The organism is Saccharopolyspora endophytica, assembly GCF_018070075.1.
Classification (GTDB): domain Bacteria; phylum Actinomycetota; class Actinomycetes; order Mycobacteriales; family Pseudonocardiaceae; genus Saccharopolyspora; species Saccharopolyspora endophytica.
Genome location: NZ_JAGPXE010000016.1, coordinates 1 through 17,975, shown reverse-complemented (window position 1 = coordinate 17,975; position 17,975 = coordinate 1). Strand labels below are relative to the sequence as shown.

15 protein-coding genes are annotated in these 17,975 nt (G+C 70.9%); 11 read left to right on the top strand and 4 right to left on the bottom strand.

The features are described from left to right. Positions 1-11 precede the first annotated feature (11 nt). Positions 12-2,009 (top strand): glycoside hydrolase family 84 protein, encoded by a 1,998-nt coding sequence (locus KBO27_RS28770; protein ID WP_210973007.1) that lies wholly within the window; start codon positions 12-14, stop codon positions 2,007-2,009. 48 nt (positions 2,010-2,057) lie between these two features. On the opposite strand, the gene KBO27_RS28765 is transcribed toward KBO27_RS28770, so the two are convergent. Further along, the gene (locus KBO27_RS28765; protein ID WP_210973006.1) at positions 2,058-2,624 is read right to left on the bottom strand and encodes a suppressor of fused domain protein; all 567 of its coding nucleotides are present in this window, start codon (positions 2,622-2,624) and stop codon (positions 2,058-2,060) included. An 86-nt stretch (positions 2,625-2,710) separates the two neighbouring features. On the opposite strand from KBO27_RS28765, the gene KBO27_RS28760 reads away from it, so the two are divergent. The 7 genes from KBO27_RS28760 (at position 2,711) to KBO27_RS28730 (ending at position 10,990) form a co-directional block, all read left to right on the top strand. Beyond that, positions 2,711-3,577 carry an AAA family ATPase gene (locus tag KBO27_RS28760; RefSeq protein ID WP_210973106.1) on the top strand — a complete coding sequence of 289 codons (867 nt, stop codon included), beginning with the start codon at positions 2,711-2,713 and terminating at the stop codon, positions 3,575-3,577. Positions 3,578-3,700: 123 nt separating this feature from the next. Next, a complete protein-coding gene (locus tag KBO27_RS28755) occupies positions 3,701-4,849 on the top strand; it encodes a vWA domain-containing protein (protein WP_210973005.1) in 1,149 nt (382 codons plus the stop codon). A gap of 57 nt (positions 4,850-4,906) precedes the next feature. Continuing rightward, on the top strand, positions 4,907-6,022 hold the full coding sequence (locus KBO27_RS28750) for an XdhC family protein (RefSeq protein ID WP_132676660.1): 1,116 nt from the start codon (positions 4,907-4,909) through the stop codon (positions 6,020-6,022). Between the two features lie 111 nt (positions 6,023-6,133). Next, positions 6,134-6,700, top strand: coding sequence for a (2Fe-2S)-binding protein (locus KBO27_RS28745; RefSeq protein ID WP_132676662.1), 567 nt, complete (start codon positions 6,134-6,136; stop codon positions 6,698-6,700). Further along, positions 6,697-9,129, top strand: coding sequence for a xanthine dehydrogenase family protein molybdopterin-binding subunit (locus KBO27_RS28740; protein WP_210973004.1), 2,433 nt, complete (start codon positions 6,697-6,699; stop codon positions 9,127-9,129). The genes KBO27_RS28745 and KBO27_RS28740 overlap by 4 nt, the downstream gene beginning before the upstream one ends. Next, positions 9,126-9,980 (top strand): FAD binding domain-containing protein, encoded by an 855-nt coding sequence (locus tag KBO27_RS28735; RefSeq protein ID WP_210973003.1) that lies wholly within the window; start codon positions 9,126-9,128, stop codon positions 9,978-9,980. Before KBO27_RS28740 ends, KBO27_RS28735 begins: the two co-directional genes overlap by 4 nt. Before the next feature lie 215 nt (positions 9,981-10,195). Next, positions 10,196-10,990 carry an SRPBCC family protein gene (locus KBO27_RS28730; RefSeq protein ID WP_210973002.1) on the top strand — a complete coding sequence of 265 codons (795 nt, stop codon included), beginning with the start codon at positions 10,196-10,198 and terminating at the stop codon, positions 10,988-10,990. A 6-nt stretch (positions 10,991-10,996) separates the two neighbouring features. Here the strand turns inward: KBO27_RS28730 and KBO27_RS28725 are convergent, their stop codons facing one another. The 3 genes from KBO27_RS28725 to KBO27_RS28715 form a co-directional block, all read right to left on the bottom strand. Next, complete coding sequence (locus KBO27_RS28725) at positions 10,997-11,977, bottom strand: o-succinylbenzoate synthase (protein WP_210973001.1); 981 nt, start codon at positions 11,975-11,977, stop codon at positions 10,997-10,999. A gap of 146 nt (positions 11,978-12,123) precedes the next feature. Next, positions 12,124-12,717, bottom strand: coding sequence for a suppressor of fused domain protein (locus KBO27_RS28720; protein WP_210973000.1), 594 nt, complete (start codon positions 12,715-12,717; stop codon positions 12,124-12,126). Between the two features lie 120 nt (positions 12,718-12,837). Next, the gene (locus KBO27_RS28715) at positions 12,838-14,499 is read right to left on the bottom strand and encodes a DNA repair helicase XPB (protein ID WP_210972999.1); all 1,662 of its coding nucleotides are present in this window, start codon (positions 14,497-14,499) and stop codon (positions 12,838-12,840) included. Positions 14,500-14,769: 270 nt separating this feature from the next. Here KBO27_RS28715 and KBO27_RS28710 point away from each other — a divergent pair, with 270 nt between their 5' ends. The 3 genes from KBO27_RS28710 (at position 14,770) to mdlC (ending at position 17,696) form a co-directional block, all read left to right on the top strand. Next, the gene (locus tag KBO27_RS28710) at positions 14,770-15,321 is read left to right on the top strand and encodes a DUF4334 domain-containing protein (protein WP_210972998.1); all 552 of its coding nucleotides are present in this window, start codon (positions 14,770-14,772) and stop codon (positions 15,319-15,321) included. Positions 15,322-15,379: 58 nt separating this feature from the next. Continuing rightward, positions 15,380-16,027, top strand: a complete 648-nt coding sequence (locus KBO27_RS28705; RefSeq protein ID WP_210972997.1) for a hypothetical protein — start codon at positions 15,380-15,382, stop codon at positions 16,025-16,027. A gap of 73 nt (positions 16,028-16,100) precedes the next feature. Continuing rightward, positions 16,101-17,696, top strand: a complete 1,596-nt coding sequence (gene mdlC, locus KBO27_RS28700; protein ID WP_210972996.1) for a benzoylformate decarboxylase — start codon at positions 16,101-16,103, stop codon at positions 17,694-17,696. The last annotated feature ends 279 nt before the right edge of the window (positions 17,697-17,975 follow it).

Genomic DNA, 17,975 nt, shown 5'->3' with positions numbered 1-17,975 from the left:
TGTGGAGCTCGATGCGCGGTTTGTCCAGGTCGTTCGCGGTGTGCGTGGCCGGGATCATGGCCTTGGCCGGGTGCACGAACTCCGCGCCTCCACCGGAGCAACCGGCCCCGCAGAGCTCCGACGCGCTGCCCGGTGAGGGCGTGCCGTCGGTGGTGCCGCAGCCGGAGCTGCTCGACAGGATCGGTGACGACGTCGCGGTCCGCGGCAAGGTCGAGGTCGTGGTGGACCCGCTGGTCGACCAGCAGACCAAGGACCTCGCCCAGCAGGTGCTCGAACTCGCCGGGGCCGACGAGGTCGCGATCCGCGAGCCGGGGGCTCCCGCCACCGACGCCTCGCTGCGGGTGCGGATCGGCGAGCGCACCTCGCCGGCCGTGGTCAAGGGCCTGCAGGAGACGCGCATGAACGCCCCCGTCCCGATGGAGGAGGAGGCGTACGTGCTCGCCGCGCGCCCGGACACCCAGTTCGAGGTGTTCATCGGGGCCTCCGACCCGGCCGGGGCCTACTACGGGGTGCAGACGCTGCGGCAGCTCGTCTCGCCCGGCCGCATCGCGGGCGTGACCGTGCTGGACCGGCCGGCGATGCCGCTGCGCGGCGCGATCGAGGGCTTCTACGGCCCGCCGTGGACGCACCAGGAGCGGATGGACCAGCTGGCGTTCTACGGCGACGTCAAGCTCAACACCTACATCTACGCGCCCAAGGACGACCCGTACCACCGCGAGAAGTGGCGCGAGCCCTACCCGGCGCAGGAGCTCGGGGAGGTCCGCGAGCTGATCCGGCAGGCCGGTGCGCACCACGTGAAGTTCACCTTCGCGCTCTCGCCGGGCAACTCCATCTGCTACAGCGACCCGCGCGATTTCCAGGCGCTGCAGGCGAAGTTGCAGGCCATGTACGACGAGGGCATCCGCGACTTCTCGCTGCCGCTGGACGACATCTCCTACACGCGCTGGAACTGCGCGGGTGACGAGCGCGCCTACGGCCGCCCCTCGGAGGGCTCGGCCGGGCGGGCGCAGGCCGACCTGCTCAACAAGGTGCAGCGCGAGTTCGTCGACACCCATCCCGGGGTGGCGCCGCTGCAGTTCGTGCCGACCGAGTACTCCGACGTCGAGGACTCGGAGTACAAGACGGCGATCCGCGGAGCGCTGGACCCGAGGGTGCTGGTGATGTGGACCGGTGACGGCGTGATCCCGCGCCAGATCACCGTTTCCGACGCCAAGCAGGCCGAAACCGTTTGGGGCCGCAAGGTTTTCCTGTGGGACAACTACCCGGTCAACGACTTCAACGGTTCCCGCGGCCGGATCATGCTCGGCTCCTACGACAAGCGGGAGCGCGGTCTCAGCGACCAGCTGGCCGGTGACGTGGTCAACCCGATGAACCAGGCGGCGGCGAGCAAGGTCGTGGAGATCGGTGCGGCCGATTTCGCCTGGAACGACGAGGACTTCGACCCGCAGCGGGCTTGGCGGGCCGCCGCCGAGTACCTGGCGGGCAAGCGGCTCGCCGGTGATTCCCCCGGCGTGCAGGCGGACCCGGCGACGGTGGAAGCGCTGCTGGCGTTCTTCGACCTGGAGCACATGGCCCCGGTCGCCAACGGTTCGGCCTGGCTGCCGCCCGCTCCGGAGCTGTCCCGCCGCCTCGACGCGTTCCGCGAGGCGTGGGCGGGTGGCGACCGCCGCGCGGCGGTGCGGGACCTGCGGGCCTACGCGGAGCTCGTCGCCGGCGCCCCGGAGCGGATTCGCGCGGGGGCGCCGAGGGACTTCGTCACCGACACCGATCACTGGCTGACCGCGACCGACCAGTGGGGTCAGGCCCTGCTCGCGACGGCCGACGGCCTGGAAGCCCGGGCTTCCGGCGACGAGGCGATGGCCAAGGCGCGCTTCGACGAGGCGCGCTGGGCGGTGGACGCGGCCAAGCGCATCCGCTCCACGACCGCGGAGGTCCGCCCGGCGGGTCAGGTCCTGGTCGCCGACGGAGTCCTCGACACCTTCCTGACCGAGGCCCCCGGCCTGCGCTAGGCGGCGGTTCTAGTCCGGCCCGTCCGCGATCAACCCGGTCGGGCCGGACTAGAACTGCCCGCTGCCTGCGTCGTCTCGGTAGATGTCGACCAGGTCGGTGTTCTGGGCTTCCCACCTGTCGTAGAGGGCGTCGCGGCCGAAGCGGGCCACGAGCTGCGACTCCGCGCGGGTGATCGGGACGAGCGTGATCAGCTGCAGGACCGGGACGCCCTCGTCGAGCAGGACGTCGAACTCGTCGCCCAGGTACGGGTGCGGTGCGGCCATCGCGCCCGCGATCGCGGTGTCCGGCAGCAGGATGCGGTCGTTCATGATCAGCGCGCCGTAGCCGACGCGCGCCTGCGACTCGGTGAGCAGCTCGGCGACCACGCCCACCAGGTGCTTGGCGTAGACCTCCTGATCGCGGCGCAGCGTGCACAGCAGCTCCTGAGGCAGCGGTGCCCCGGCGGTGTGCTCGCGAAGTCCGCTGGTCAGCACGGTCACGTGCGTGCCGTCGGCGTGGTCGCAGTAGACGAGGTTGTAGGCCCGCTCCCGCCCACCGGCGCTCCGGCTGTCGGCACCCCGAACGCGTCCGACGTGCTTCTCCACGTGCGCCGGGAACCCCTTGAACCTGCTCATGCCCCACCTCTAGTTCGACCGACGCGCATCCTATGGGGTGGATGCGTCCGGTCGAATAGGCTCGGGGGGTGGCTGACGCTCTCGAGATGAAATCACCGGCCGAGGTCGCGGCGGCGCTGGACGAGACCGGTTACCTGCCGGACGACGGGATCGCGACCGCGGCTTTCCTGGCGATGCGGATGCGTCGCCCGCTGCTGACCGAAGGCGAACCGGGCACCGGCAAGACGGCGCTCGCCCAGGCCCTGGCGGCGGCGCTCGGCGTGAACCTGATCCGCCTGCAGTGCCACGAGGGCATCGACGCGGCCCAGGCGCTCTACGACTGGGACTTCCCGCGGCAGCTGCTGCACCTGCGCACCCTGGAAGCCGCCTCCGGCGGTGAGCTCGACGCCGACGCCGCCGAGTCCTCCCTCTACACCCCGCGATTCCTGCTGGCCAGGCCGCTGCTGCGCGCCTTGCAGGAGGCGCCGTGCGTGCTGCTGGTCGACGAGATCGACCGCGCCGACGACGAGTTCGAGGCGTTCCTGCTGGAGGTGCTCTCGGAGTACGCGGTCAGCATCCCGGAGTACGGCGAGGTCCGCGCCGAGGAGCCGCCGATCGTCATCCTCACCTCCAACCGCACCCGCGAGGTCCACGACGCCCTCAAGCGCCGCTGCCTCTACCACTGGCTGGAGCACCCGGACCTGGAACGGGAGGTCGCCATCCTGCGCCGGCGCCTGCCGGGCGTCGACGGTCGCCTGGCCGAGCAGGTCGCGGCATCCCTCCAGCGGATGCGCCAGATGGAGCTCCTCAAGCCCCCGGGCGTCGCCGAGGCCCTCGACTGGACCCAGGCCCTCCAGGCCCTGGGCGCGGACTCCCTCGACACGGAGACCGCCGCGACGACCCTCGGCGCGGTCCTCAAGTACCGGGAGGACGCGGAACGAGTCCGCTCATCAGGCGTCCTCACCCCTCCCTGACCGAACTTCAGTGGAACTCGGGACCGCGGTTTCAGTGGAACTCGGGTCCCCGGTTTCAGTGGAAATCCGGTCCCCGATTTCCGCTGAAGTCCGGTGCACTAGGGGTGACCTGGAGGGGTGTTGATGACGGAGACCGTGACCGGGTTGGTGGGGTTCGCCCGGGCTCTGCGGCACTCGGGGATGGCCGTGGGGCCGAACCGGGTGCAGAGCTTCCTGTCCGCCGTGGAGCAGGTGGGGGTGGAGGAGCGCGAGGGCGTGTACTGGGCCGGTCGGCTGACCCTGTGCTCCGAGCCCGACGACGTCGCCCGCTACGACGCGGCCTTCGAGACCTGGTTCAGCGCGGAGCCGATGCAGGTGGAGCAGCCGGGGAAGCCGGTGTCGCGCCCCGCGAAGATCGCGGCGCTGACCGCCGAGACGTCCGACGGCGAGGGCGAGGGGGAGTCCGACGATCCCCTCGCGGCTGCCGCCAGCGACGCGGAGGTGCTGCGCAACCGCGATGTCACCGAGCTCAGCGCGGCCGAGCGCGACCACCTGCGCCGGATGCTGGCGGTGCTGCGCCCCGAACCTCCGACGCGCCCGGCGCTGCGGCGCCAACCCGGCAAGCGCGGAGCGCTGAGCCCGCGCGCCACGCTGCGCGCGATGCTGCGGTCCGGGGGCGAGCCGGTGCGGCTGCCCCGGCAGCACCGCTCGCGGCGTGCGCGCCGCGTCGTGCTGCTCATCGACGTCTCCGGTTCGATGAGCCCGTACTCGGACGCGCTGCTGCGCTTCGCGCACGTCGTGGTCCGCCGGGCTCCGGCGAGCACGGAGGTCTTCACGCTCGGCACCAGGATGACCCGCGTGAGCAGGCAGTTGCGCCAGCGCGATCCGGAATCCGCGCTGCAGGCGGCTTCTCGCGCGGTCCCCGACTTCTCCGGCGGCACACGACTGGGCGACACTCTCCGGGTGTTCTTGGACAGGTGGGGGCAGCGCGGCATGGCGCGCGGCTCCGTCGTGGTGCTGTTCTCCGACGGATGGGAGCGCGGCGACGCCACCGACCTGGCCGAGCAGATGCGCCGGCTGCGCCGACTGGCTCGCGGCGTGATCTGGGCGAACCCGCACGCGGGCCACGACGGGTATCAACCCGTGCAATCCGGAATTGTGGCGGCCCTCCCGCACGTTGACCGAATGGTGGCCGGTCACAGTCTGCGGTCGCTGGAAGACATCTGGTCGTGGGTTCGCAGACTGTCCCAGTCCGGGGAGCAGCTCCCCGGCGTCCCGGTCGGTTTCGCCTGACGCCGACCCGGGTGGATGCTTGGAGGGGCCAGGACGGCCCGTGGAGGTAGGTGCACCGTGCGTGACGTGTTGGATGACTTGACCAAGCGCTGGGAGGCCGGCGAGTCCGTCGGGCTGGGCACCGTGGTGGCCACCTTCCGCTCCGCCCCTCGCCCGCCGGGTGCGTCGATGCTGGTCACGCAGGAGGGCGAGGCCGTGGGCAGCGTCTCCGGTGGCTGCGTCGAAGGCGCCGTCTACGAGGAGGGCTCCACGGTCCTGCAGGGTTCGGAGCCGGTGCTGCGCCGCTACGGCGTCAGCGACGACGACGCCTTCGCGGTGGGCCTGACCTGCGGCGGGATCCTCGACATCTTCGTCGAGCGGATCGACCGCGAGACCTTCCCCGACCTCGACGAGGTCGCCGCTTCGGTGCGCGCTGAGGAGCCGGTGGCGGTCGCGACCGTCATCGAGCACCCCGAGCAGGCCAAGGTCGGCACCCACCTGCTGATCTGGCGCGAGCGGGTGCGCGGCACGCTCGGCGCGTCGCGGGTGGACGACGCGGTGGTCGACGACGTGCGCGGCATGCTGGCCAGCGGTCGCAGCGGTGTCATCGAGTACGGCCCGGAGGGGCAGCGCCGCGGCGAGGGCATGCGGGTGTTCGTCAACTCCTTCGAGCCGCCGCCGCGCATGCTCGTCTTCGGCGCGATCGACTTCGCCGCCGCCATGGCCCGGATGGGTGCTTTTCTCGGCTACCGGGTGACGGTGTGCGATGCGCGTCCGGTGTTCGCGACCAACAGCCGGTTCCCGGGCGTCGACGACGTGGTCGTGGACTGGCCGCACCGCTACCTCGCCCAGGAGGCTGAGGAGGGGCGCCTCGACGAGCGCACGGCGGTCATGGTGCTCACCCACGACCCGAAGTTCGACGTGCCGGTGCTCAAGGAAGCCCTGCGCATGAACGTCGGCTACATCGGCGCGATGGGTTCGCGCCGCACGCACGAGAACCGCTTGACGCGGCTGCGCGAGGAGGGCGTCACCGAGGAGGAGCTCTCCCGCGTGTCCTCGCCGATCGGTCTCGACCTGGGTGCCAGGACCCCGGAGGAGACCGCCGTTTCCATCGCCGCGGAGCTGATCGCGCTGCGCTGGGGCGGCCGCGGTGTGAGGCTCTCGGACGTGGAGGGCCCGATCCACCACGACTGAGCCCGCTTGCTCTCGCAGGGACGGAGTAGGACCCTCTAGCGGAGTGACATCCGTCACTCGGCGGATAGTCGTGTTCCCGAACGTCCGCGCTCCTGGCGAGGAGGCCGTTCCATGTCCCGCATCACCGTCAACGTAGACGGCACCAAGTACACCGATGAAGTGGAACCTAGAACGCTGCTCGTGCAGTACCTGCGCGAGCGGCTCGGCAAGGTCGGCACCGTGGTCGGCTGCGACACCAGCAACTGCGGTGCCTGCACCGTCCACATGGACGGCCACAGCGTGAAGTCGTGCTCGGTCCTGGCGGTCCAGGCCGACGGCCACGACGTCACCACCATCGAAGGACTGGCCCAGGACGGCAAGCTGCACCCGCTGCAGGAGGCCTTCCACGACAACCACGCGCTGCAGTGCGGGTTCTGCACCCCCGGCATGATCATGCAGGCGCTGGACCTGCTGGCCGAGGACCCCGAACCCGACGAGCAGGCGGTCCGCGAGGGCATGGAGGGAAACCTCTGCCGCTGCACGGGCTACCAGAACATCGTCCGAGCGGTGCGCGACGCCGCTCAGCGCATGGAACCCGGTGCGGGCCCCGCGGCCGAGCACACCGATGACACGCCCATGCAGCGCAAGCCCGCCGACGAGCGGACCGGCGCCGAGGCCACGGGAGGTCGCCAGTCATGACCGCTGTGGCAGAGCCGGAACTCGGGCGTTCCCGCAAGCGCAAGGAGGACGCGCGGCTGATCACCGGCCGCACGCGCTGGACCGACAACCTCGCGCCCAGCGGAACGCTGCACCTGGCGATCCTGCGCTCACCGATGGCGCACGCCAAGATCACCGCGATCGACACCGAGGCCGCCAAGGAATCTCCCGGCGTGGTCGCGGTAGTCACCGGCCGCGACATCGCCGACGTCCAGGGCAGCCTGCCCTGCGCGTGGCCGATCACCGAGGACATGAAGGCCCCGGCGGCCCCGGCGATGGCCGTCGACGAGGTGCGCTTCGCGGGTGAAGCGGTGGCGATGGTCGCCGCCCGCTCGGCCGCCGAGGCGCGCGACGCGATGGACGCCATCGACGTCGACTACGAGGACATGCCGGTCGTGCTGGACATGCCCTCGGCGATCGAACCGGGATCACCGCTGGTCCACCAGGACCTGGGCACCAACACCAACGCCGTGTGGACCTTCGACTCGGCCGAGGCCGGCACCGGCGGTGACGTCGAGCAGGCCCTGTCCGGCGCGGAGGTCGTCGTCGAGCGGACCTTCCGGCAGCAGCGGCTGATCCCGGCGTTCATGGAGCCGCGCTCGGTCGTCGTCGACCCGACCGGTGAGCAGATCACCGTCTGGTCGGCCACCCAGGTCCCGCACATCCTGCGGGTCATGCTGGCCATGACGCTGGGCGTCGCCGAGAGCAAGATCCGGGTCATCGCACCCGACGTCGGCGGTGGTTTCGGCGGGAAGCTCCAGGTCACGCCGGAGGAGGTCCTGTCGTTCCTGATGGCGCAGCGGCTCGGCCGTCCGGTCAAGTGGACCGAGACCCGGTCGGAGACCATGGTGTCGGCGCACCACGGCCGGGACCAGATCCAGAAGCTGTCGATGGCGGCGACGCGCGACGGCCGGATCACCGGGCTCAAGGTCGAACTCCTCGCCGACATGGGCGCCTACCTGCGGCTGGTCACCCCGGGCGTGCCGATCCTGGGCGCGCTGATGTTCAACTCGATCTACAAGATCCCGGCGTACCACTTCAGCTGCACCAACGTGTTCACCAACAAGACGCCGACCGACGCCTACCGCGGCGCCGGACGACCGGAGGCCACCTTCGGCATCGAGCGGATGATGGACGAACTCGCCGCCGAGCTGGGCATGGAGCCCATGGAGGTGCGGCGCAAGAACTGGATCGCCCACGACGAGTTCCCCTACGACACGGTCGCGGGCCTGACCTACGACTCGGGCAACTACGAGGCCGCCACCGACAAGGCGATGGAGCTGTTCGGTTACACCTCGCTGCGCGAGGAGCAGGAGCGGCGCCGTCGCGAGAACGACCCGGTCCAGCTGGGCATCGGCATCTCCACCTTCACCGAGATGTGCGGGCTGGCGCCCTCGCGGGTGCTGGGCTCGCTGTCCTACGGCGCGGGCGGCTGGGAGCACGCGGCGATCCGCATGCTGCCCACCGGCAAGGTCGAGGTCGTCACGGGTTCGTCCCCGCACGGCCAGGGGCACGAGACGGCGTGGAGCCAGATCGTCGCCGACCGGCTCGGCGTCGCCTTCGAGGACGTCGAGGTGCTGCACGGCGACACCCAGGTCTCACCGCGCGGCATGGACACCTACGGCTCCCGCTCCCTGACCGTGGGCGGCATGGCCGTGGTCGCCGCCGCCGACAAGGTCATCGACAAGGCCCGGCCGATCGCCGCGCACATGCTCGAATGCGCCGAGGAGGACCTGGAGTTCTCCTCCGGCCGGTTCGGCGTGCGCGGCACCGATCGGGGTGTGGCGATGGGGGAGGTCGCGCTCGCGGTGTTCGCCGCGCACGACCTGCCCGACGGGGTGGAGCCGAACCTGGACTCCGACGCGACGTTCGACCCGGAGAACTTCTCGTTCCCGCACGGCACCCACCTCTGCGCGACCGAGGTGGACACCGAGACCGGGCACGTGAAGATCCGCAAGTACGTGTGCGTGGACGACATCGGATCGGTGATCAACCCGCTGATCGTGGAGGGCCAGGTGCACGGCGGGCTCGCCCAGGGCATCGCGCAGGCGCTCTACGAGGAGGCCGTCTACGACGAGGGCGGCACGCTCACCACGGGCACGCTGGCCGACTACCTGGTGCCCTCGGCGGCGGACCTGCCGGAGTTCACCACCGACCGCACCGAGACCCGCGCGACCTCGAACGCCCTGGGCGTCAAGGGCGTGGGGGAGGCGGGAACGATCGCCTCCACACCCGCGGTGGTGAACGCGATCGTCGACGCGCTGCGCCCGATGGGCGTCAACGACGTCGAGATGCCCTGCTCGCCGCAGCGCGTGTGGCGGGCGGTGACCGGAGCTCGCGCGTCCGGGAAGACGGCGCCGGAGGCCGGCGGCGGACTCGGCTCGATGAATCCCCAGGGAGGTGCCCGGTGATCCCGGCCCAGTTCGAATACGTCGCGCCCTCGACCGTGGACGAGGCCGTCGCCGCGCTGGCGGCGGCGGGCGAGGACGCCAAGGTGCTCGGCGGCGGGCAGAGCCTGCTGCCCGTGCTGCGGATGCGGATGGCCGATCCGAGCACGATCGTCGACGTCGGTCGCATCCCCGAGATGCGGGGCGTCCGCGAGGACGGTGACACGCTCGTCGTCGGCGCCATGACCACCCACCACGAGGTGCAGCGGGACCCGCTGATCCGGCAGCACGCCGAGCTGATCACGCTGGCCACCCGCACCGTCGCCGATCCGCAGGTGCGCCACCGGGGCACCTTCGGCGGTTCGCTGGCGCACGCCGACCCGGCCGGTGACCTGCCCGCCCCGGCGCTCGCGCTGGACGCGGAGATGGTCATCGCCGGTCCCTCGGGCCGGCGCACCGTCCCGGCCTCGGAGTTCTTCGTCGACTACTTCACCACCGCGCTGGAACCCACCGACCTGCTGGTCGAGGTGCGGATGCCGAAGTGGACCGGCTGGAACGCGCACTACGAGAAGTTCAACCGCGTCGCCCAGGCGTGGTCGATCGTCGGAGTCGCCGCAGCGGTGCGGGTTTCCGGCGGCGCCATCGCCGAAGCGCGCATCGCGCTGACCAACATGGGCGCCACCCCCATCCGCGCGATGGGTGTGGAGCAGGCGCTGGTCGGCCAGCAGGCCACGGCCGACGCGGTCCGCGCGGCCGCCCGGCACGCGACCGAAGGCACCAGCGCGACAGGCGATTCCAGCGCTGATGCCGACTACCGGGAGCACCTCGCCGAGGTGCTGACGGGACGTGCGGTGCTGGCGGCGGCAGGCGGCTGATCCGCTCCGGCGAAGATCGGGTCTGGCGGCGATCCAGGGGAATTGCCGCCAGACCCGAATCGTTCTCGTGGGCGGGTGGTCCTTCCCGCTGAGCCGATCGGGCTATCGGCGCGCCGTCCGGCCTGGGAGGCTGGTGGGTGGACTGCGTTATAGCTTCAGACTGAAACGATGGCTCTGCGCCTGAGCCGAGCACGGTCAATCAGGAGGACCTTCCAGTGGAAATGCAGCACACGTTCAGCGTTCCGGTGCCGATCGATGCGGCGTGGAAGGCGATGACCGACCCCGAGCGGGTCGCTCCGTGCATGCCCGGCGCCACGCTCACCAAGGCCGAGGGCAACGAGTTCGCCGGTTCGGTGAAGGTCAAGCTCGGACCGGTGACGCTGCTGTACAAGGGAACCGGTGTCTTCAAGGACATCGACGAGAAGAACCGCCGCCTGGTCATCGACGCCAGCGGCAAGGACTCGCGGGGCAGCGGCACCGCCGCCGCGACGGTCGTGGTCACGCTGACCGACGAGGGCAGCACCACCTCCGGCACGGTCGACACCGACCTCAAGGTCACCGGCAAGCCCGCTCAGCTGGGTCGCGGCCTGATCTCCGAGGTGGGCGGCAAGATCCTGAACCAGTTCGCCGACAACCTCGCCAAGAAGTTGGAGTCCGAGCAGGAGGCCCCGGCCGCGCAGGAGAAGGCGTCGGCCGAGCCGCAGAGCACCGAGACCCCGGGTGGCGCGAACGGCAACGGTGCCGCCGCGGCGGCGGGTTCGGCGGCCGCGGGCGCCGCGGTCGGTTCGGCCCGCAAGGACACCAGCTGGCGGGTCACCCCGGCCAGCGCCGACTCGCCGAGCCCGACCACCGTCGCCGAGCCGGCCGCCAACGACGAGGCCATCGACCTGCTGGGCACCGCGGGCGCACCGGTCCTCAAGCGGGCCGCCCCCGCGGCGATCGGCCTCCTGGTGGCGTTCATCGTGCTGCGCCGCTTCAAGAAGCGCCGCGCCCGCAAGCGCGCCTCGTAAGGGGGCTCAGTCCCGCAGGAGGGCTCCGACCCGGCCGAGCCGGTCAAGCCACCACCGCTGCACGTCGGCGGGCGGAGTGGCGGCCGCGACCAGCGCCGGGTCGGGCTCCGGGGGCTTCGAGAGCACCGGCAGGAACCCCTGCTCGGGCAGCAGCGAATCGGCGACCACGTCGCCGTCGAGCAGCGTCATGGTGCCCAGCCCGCACGCGAACGGCAGCTCGGGCAGCGCACCGGCCAGCGCCAGCTGCGCGGACAGACCGACGCTGGTCTCCACCGCCGAGGACACCACGCACGGCAGACCGCACGCCTCGGCGACCTGCAGCGCTCGGCGGACTCCGCCCAGCGGCGCCGCCTTGATGATCGCCACGTCGGCCGCTCCGGCCACGGCCACGCGCATCGGGTCCTCGGCGCGGCGGATGCTCTCGTCGGCGGCGATGCGCACGTCGACCTTGCGCCGCACGGCGGCGAGCTCCTCGATGCTCGGGCACGGCTGCTCGGCGTACTCCAGGCCGTGAGCGGCGGCGTCGAGCTCGCGGATGCGGCTGATGGCGGTGTCGACGTCCCACGCCGCGTTGGCGTCGATCCGGATCGCGCCGTCGGGCCCGAGCGCGTCCCGGACGGCGGCGACCCGCTCCAGGTCTTCGGCGGCGGTCTGGCCGGGATCGGCGATCTTGACCTTCGCGGTCCGGCACCCGGAGCGCGCCACGATCTGCGCGGCCTTCTCGGCGGACACGGCGGGAACGGTGCAGTTGACGGGGATCCTGTCCCTGACGGGCTCCGGCCAGTGCTCACCGCACGCCTCGAACGCCGCCTTCAGCCACGGAACGGAGCCGGCGTCGTCGTAGTCCTCGAACGGGCAGAACTCGCCCCACCCGGCAGGCCCGGACATGAGCACCCCGCGCCGCACGGTGATCCCGCGAAACCGGTTCCGCATCGGCAACGCGTACACCCGCACGGCGTCCAGTTCCGCAGGATCGAAGCTCGCCATGACCCAATCCTTTCAGCCCGGACCCGCCTCCGCGCCCTCGAGGTGCACCGATTTCAGTGGAAGTCCGACCCCCGATTCCCACTGGAATCCGGTTCCGGACTTCCACTGAAATCGGGTTGACGAGTGATCAGGCGCGTCGGGTGGGGTCAGGCGACGCTCGGGCGGCCGAGGTCGAAGACGTCCACCTCGAAGCGGGCCCATTGCTGCCGCAGGGAGGTGACGCCGTGGTCGAGGATGTAGTTGAGCTCGCCCAGCGTGACCGGGAGGAGGGTGAAGACCTGGAGCTGCTCGACGCCCTCCGGGTCGGTGAAGCGGGTGAACTCCGACGGGAAGATCGGATGCCCGCTGGCCAGGACGCCGTGGAACTCGGTGCCCGGCAGCAGCGGCTTCTCGTTCGGCACGATCTGGTCGGGAACCAGGAAGGTGCGGTTCTGCACCAGCAGTTCCGAGGTGAGGTCGACCAGGTGGCGGGCGGCTTCGGCCTGCTCCCGGTAGACCGTGCAGGCCAGCTCCTGAGCGGGGTGGGCGCCGAGCGGCTGGAACCGCAGGCCGCTGCTGATCACCGTCGTCAGATGGAGTTCTTCGAGGTGGAAGAACACCAGACCGTAGCCGCGGTTGGTGCCGTTCACGTTCGGCGGCTCGGCTCCCGTGGGGGCGCCGGCGTACCGTTCCAGGTTCTCCGCGAGGCCGACGAAGCGGTGCGCACCGCCCATCGCCGGCCGTTGGTGCTCGGTTTCCATCCGATCTCCAGTGTCTTGCAGCTCAGACGCTGCGTTCGTTCATCGCAACGGTAGCTGCAAAGCAGCCGAACGCGGACCCCTTTTGGATGACAGCTATCCGGGGCTCACCCGGAGTTTCCGTCACCCCACGTCCGGAAGGGCCGGGCCGAGGAGGTCATCGGCGTCCACGATCCGGTAGGCGTAGCCCTGTTCGGCGAGGAACCGCTGCCGGTGCGCGGCGTAGTCGGTGTCCAAGGTGTCGCGCGAGACGACCGAGTAGAAGTGCGCCTGCTTGCGCTCGGCCTTGGGCCGCAGCAGCCGGCCGAGCCGCTGCGCCTCCTCCTGCCGGGACCCGAAGGTGCCCGACACCTGCACGGCGACCGAGGCTTCGGGCAGGTCGATCGAGAAGTTGGCGACCTTGGACACGACGAGCCGGTTGATCTCGCCGCGCCGGAACGCGTCGAAGAGCTCCTCGCGCTCCTTGTTCTTCGTCGAGCCCTCGATGATCGGCGCCTCCAGCGCCTCGCCGAGCTCGTGCAGCTGCTCCAGGTAGGCGCCGATGACCAGGGCGGGCTCGTCCGGGTGCTGGTCGAGGATCGCCTTGACCACCGGGGCCTTGGTGCGCGCGGTCGCGCACAGCTTGTAGCGCTCCTCGGCCTCGGAGGTGGCGTACTGCAGGCGCTCGTTGTCGGTCAGCGTCACCCGCACCTCGACGCACTCCGCCGGCGCGATCCAGCCCTGCGCCTCGATGTCCTTCCACGGGGCGTCGTAGCGCTTGGGGCCGATCAGCGAGAACACGTCGCCTTCCCGGCCGTCCTCGCGCACGAGGGTGGCGGTCAGGCCGAGCCGGCGGCGGGACTGCAGGTCGGCGGTCATCCGGAACACCGGGGCGGGCAGCAGGTGCACCTCGTCGTAGACGACCAGGCCCCAGTCGCGGGAGTCGAACAGCTCCAGGTGCTTGTACTCGCCCTTGGAGCGGCGGGTGATCACCTGGTAGGTCGCGATGGTGACCGGCCGGATCTCCTTCTTCTCCCCGGAGTACTCGCCGATCTCCTCCTCGGTCAGCGAGGTCCGCTCGATCAGCTCGCGCTTCCACTGGCGGCCCGCGACGGTGTTGGTGACCAGGATCAACGTGGTCGCCGCCGCCTCGGCCATGGCCGCTGCGCCGACCAGCGTCTTGCCCGCGCCGCAGGGCAGCACGACGACGCCGGAGCCACCGGCCCAGAACGACTGCACGGCCTGGCGCTGGTAGTCGCGCAGGTTCCAGCCGTTCTGCTCCAGCTCGATGGGGTGCGCCTCGCCGTCGACGTAGCCGGCGAGGTCTTCGGCGGGCCAGCCGACCTTGAGCAGCATCTGCTTGAGGCGTCCGCGCTCGCTGGGGTGCACCACGACGGTGTCGTCGTCGAGGCGGGCGCCGAACATCGGGGCGATCTTCTTGTTGCGCAGGACCTCTTCGAGCACGGCGCGGTCCACGGAGACCAGCACGAGGCCGTGCGCGGGGTCGTTGGTCAGCTGGAGCCGGCCGAAGCGGCCCATGGTCTCGACGATGTCGACCAGCAGCGGCTGCGGCACGGGGTAGCGGGAGAAGCGGACCAGTCCGTCGACGACCTGCTCGGCGTCGTGCCCGGCGGCGCGCGCGTTCCACAGCGCGAGCGGCGTGATCCGGTAGGTGTGCACGTGCTCCGGCGCGCGCTCCAGCTCGGCGAAGGGTGCGATGGCGGTGCGCGCGTCGTCGGCGAGGTCGTGATCGACTTCGAGCAGCAACGTCTTGTCGGACTGGACGATCAGAGGTCCGTCGGTCAAGGTGAGCGCTCCCTCGGGGATCGGGTGGAGTTTCCGCAGGTGATCAACACTGTCGGCAGCCACCGGCAGGACTCCCGGCCCAGTATTCCACCCGGGCAACACCGCCCCCGCCGGGTCCAGTCCCAGCGGGGGCCCGAAGTGACACACATCGCCTGCTCGCCCGGGCCGGAGGGTCTCCCGGGCAGGTGCGTCGCCCGGCGGTCGGGGGATTGTGGTGGTGCCCGGCTGGTGGGAGCGTTTCGTCGATCTTGTTCGGGTGCGAGGAGTGACATGGCTGCGGAGAACGCGGGGGAGCGGTTGCGGGAGCTGGAGCCCGGGGCCCGCCTGGAGGACGTGCTGGAACTGTTCGACTCGCTGCCCCCGGTGCGGGTCGAGGAGCTGGTGGGCACCTGGCGGGGCAACGGGATCGACACCGGCAACCCGTTCGACGGGCTGCTGGAGCGGTTCGGCTGGTACGGCAAGCGCTTCGGAGGCCCCGAGGACGCCCATCCGCTGCTGTTCGCCGCCTCCGGTGGTCGCGTGGTGAGCATCAACCCGGCGTTCATGCCGGTCGGACTGATGCTCGGCATCGCCGACAAGCTCAACAACCCCGTCGTGGCGAAGCTGTTCCGGATCGTGATGCCGCTGATGACCACGAGCGAACCCCGCGCGCGGCTGCGGATGGTCGAGTACCGGGGCGTGTCCTCGGCGGCGATGGTCTACGACGCGCTGCCGATCCAGGACCCGTTCCGCAAGGTCGACGACGACACGCTGCTGTGCGCGATGGACTTGCGCGGCATGGCCGCGCCGTTCGTGTTCGTGCTGCGCCGCGATGCCGCGTAGGAACGCGTTTTCCCTGGCTGGGTAGATTGCGGGTGGCGAACTCGACCACGGAGGACTTGTGACCTACCCACCGCAACCGGATCCTCACGGTGCGCAGTCCGGGCCGTATCCGGGCGGCTGGCCCGGTCAGCACCCGCAGCAGGGCTACCCGTACCCGCAGCAGGGTTCCGACGCCTTCTGGCGCCAGGTCGCGGGCAACCAGCAACCACCTCCGCCGCCGCCGAAGAAGAAGCGCACCGGTCTCATCGTCGGGCTCGTCGTCGGCGGCGTGCTGCTGCTGGCCGGGGGCATCATCGGGATCTCCCTGGCGGTGATCGCCGGCAACCGGGTCGAGGCCGGCGACTGCGTGGAGCTGCTCGACGAGCGGGGTGGTCCGATGGCCTCCGCCGACTGCGGTTCGGCCGAGTCGGACTACGAGGTCGTCGACGTCCAGGACCGCGGGCTCGCCGAGTGCGGCGACGACTACGTCAACTACTCCGAGGGCAACGCCTACTGCGTCGTCCTCGACGTCAAGGTGGGCGACTGCCTGACGCCCTTCCAGGAGGACGAGGGCGTCCTGCCGTTGAAGATCGAGTGCTCCCGGTCGGAGGACCAGGTCACCAGGGTCGTCGGTGGGCAGGACCCGGAGTCCGCGTGCGGGGAGAACGAGGGCTATTACGTCTTCACCCGCAAGACCGTGTGCTTCGGGGACGTTCGGGGCATCTGATGTTTACTACCGCTAACGAAGCCGGTCTGCTGTGATGGAGCACGACGATCGGTGGGGCGAGGAGGCAGTACGAATGGGCAGCGAGGATCGCACGGTTCGCGACATCACCCGGGGTTTGATGCGTGAGCTCGGGCTGACCACGGTGTTCGGCAACCCGGGCACGACGGAGGTCCCCTTCCTGACGGGGTGGCCGGACGACTTCCACTACGTGCTCGGGCTGCAGGAGTCCGTGGTGGTCGCGATGGCCGACGGCTACGCGCAGTCCCGCCGCGAACCGGTGCTGGTCAACCTGCACTCGGCCGGTGGTGTCGGGCACGCGCTGGGCGCGGTGTTCACCGCCTACCGCAACCGCACCCCGATGATCATCACCGCTGGTCAGCAGACCCGCAGCCTGATGTTCAACGAACCGTTCCTGGGTGCCACCGAGGCGCCGAACTTCCCCAAGCCCTACGTGAAGTGGAGCTACGAGCCGGCCAGGGCCGCGGACGTCCCGGCCGCGCTGGTGCGCGCCTACCAGATGGCGACGACCCCGCCGTACGGTCCGGTCTTCCTGTCGGTGCCCGCCGACGACTGGGACGAGCCCGGCGTGGAGGTCCCCGCGCGCCCGCGCACACCGGGCTTCGCGCCCGACCCGCAGGCCATCGCCGGGCTCGCCGAGGCGCTGCGCGACTGCGAGCGGCCCGCGTTCGTGACCGGCCCGGCGGTCGACGCCGACGGCGTCGTGGACGAGATGGTGCGGCTGGCCGAGAAGACCAAGGCCGCCGTCTACGCACCGCCGATGTCGCCGCGCTGCTCCTTCCCGGAGGACCACCCGTGCTTCGCCGGGTTCCTGCAGCCCGAGCAGCGGCTGCTCAGCCAGGAGCTCTCCGGCTACGACCTGGTCGTGGTGTGGGGCGCTCCGGCGTTCACCTACCACGTCTACCGGGGTGAGGCCGAGGTCGCGCTGCCCGAGCTGTTCCTGGTCAACGACGACGCCGACGTGCTGGCCCGCGCCCGCTCCGGGCGGGGCGTGATGGGCACGATGGCGCACGCGGTTCCGCAGGTCAACGCGCTGGTCGAGGACCTGGACCGGTCGGCGCCGACGACCATGGCCCGGCCCGAGAAGCCCGCCGCCAGCACGCCGATGACGGCCTCCTACGTCTTCGACACCCTCGTCGGGCAGCTCCCCGCCGACGCCGCCGTGGTCGAGGAGACCCCGAGCCACCGCAACGACCTGCACGAGTACTTCCCCGTCCGCTCCACCGACGGCGGGTTCTTCACCGGCTTCTCCGGCGCGCTGGGCTACGGCGTCGGCGCCGCGGTCGGCGTCGGCATGGCCAACACCGCGCGGCGGACGGTGGCGCTGCTCGGCGACGGTTCGAGCATGTACGGCATCCAGTCGCTGTGGACGGCCGTGCGCGAGCAGGCACCCGTCACGTTCGTGATCATGGACAACTCGCGGTACGCCGCGGTGGCCGTGCTGGGCGAGGCCGCCGGTGGCAGCAAGCTGCCGGGCGTGGACCTGGGCGGGATCGACTTCGTCTCTCTGGCCACCAGCCTCGGCTGCCCGGCCAAGCTCATCCAGACCCCGGAGGAGCTGGCCGAAGCCCTGCCCGAGGAGTTCGCCGGCAAGCAAGGCCCCAGCCTCCTGCACATCAAGGTCGACCCGGGCCAGCGCTTCCTGTACTGATCCGGAACCTGTCTTCGGTCACCCTGCTCAGCGGTGCGGGTGGCGGAACCTGACACGCCGCCTGGACTCCGTGCGCCACTCCTGATGCATGCCAGACACGGCGTCGCGGCGTCCTCGCCAGACGACGTGTCGGAACCCGTGGCGGTGTGAGCTGCTCAGGTGGTGAATGAGGAAGCGGCTTCGCCGCTTGCGCGTACGTGGCAGCGGCCCTCAACGACGAAGAGGCGGCCCCGCCCACCCTGTCGGGGCCGCCTCTTGGCTATAGCAGATAAAAATAAC

Coding starts and splice junctions, on each gene's coding strand:
- KBO27_RS28725 (WP_210973001.1), bottom strand. CDS start 11,977: ATGGCGAGCTTCGATCCTGCGGAACTGGACGCCGTGCGGGTGTACGCG.
- KBO27_RS28765 (WP_210973006.1), bottom strand. CDS start 2,624: ATGAGCAGGTTCAAGGGGTTCCCGGCGCACGTGGAGAAGCACGTCGGA.
- KBO27_RS28710 (WP_210972998.1), top strand. CDS start 14,770: ATGGCTGCGGAGAACGCGGGGGAGCGGTTGCGGGAGCTGGAGCCCGGG.
- KBO27_RS28755 (WP_210973005.1), top strand. CDS start 3,701: ATGACGGAGACCGTGACCGGGTTGGTGGGGTTCGCCCGGGCTCTGCGG.
- mdlC (WP_210972996.1), top strand. CDS start 16,101: ATGGGCAGCGAGGATCGCACGGTTCGCGACATCACCCGGGGTTTGATG.
- KBO27_RS28740 (WP_210973004.1), top strand. CDS start 6,697: ATGACCGCTGTGGCAGAGCCGGAACTCGGGCGTTCCCGCAAGCGCAAG.
- KBO27_RS28760 (WP_210973106.1), top strand. CDS start 2,711: ATGAAATCACCGGCCGAGGTCGCGGCGGCGCTGGACGAGACCGGTTAC.
- KBO27_RS28720 (WP_210973000.1), bottom strand. CDS start 12,717: ATGGAAACCGAGCACCAACGGCCGGCGATGGGCGGTGCGCACCGCTTC.
- KBO27_RS28770 (WP_210973007.1), top strand. CDS start 12: ATGCGCGGTTTGTCCAGGTCGTTCGCGGTGTGCGTGGCCGGGATCATG.
- KBO27_RS28745 (WP_132676662.1), top strand. CDS start 6,134: ATGTCCCGCATCACCGTCAACGTAGACGGCACCAAGTACACCGATGAA.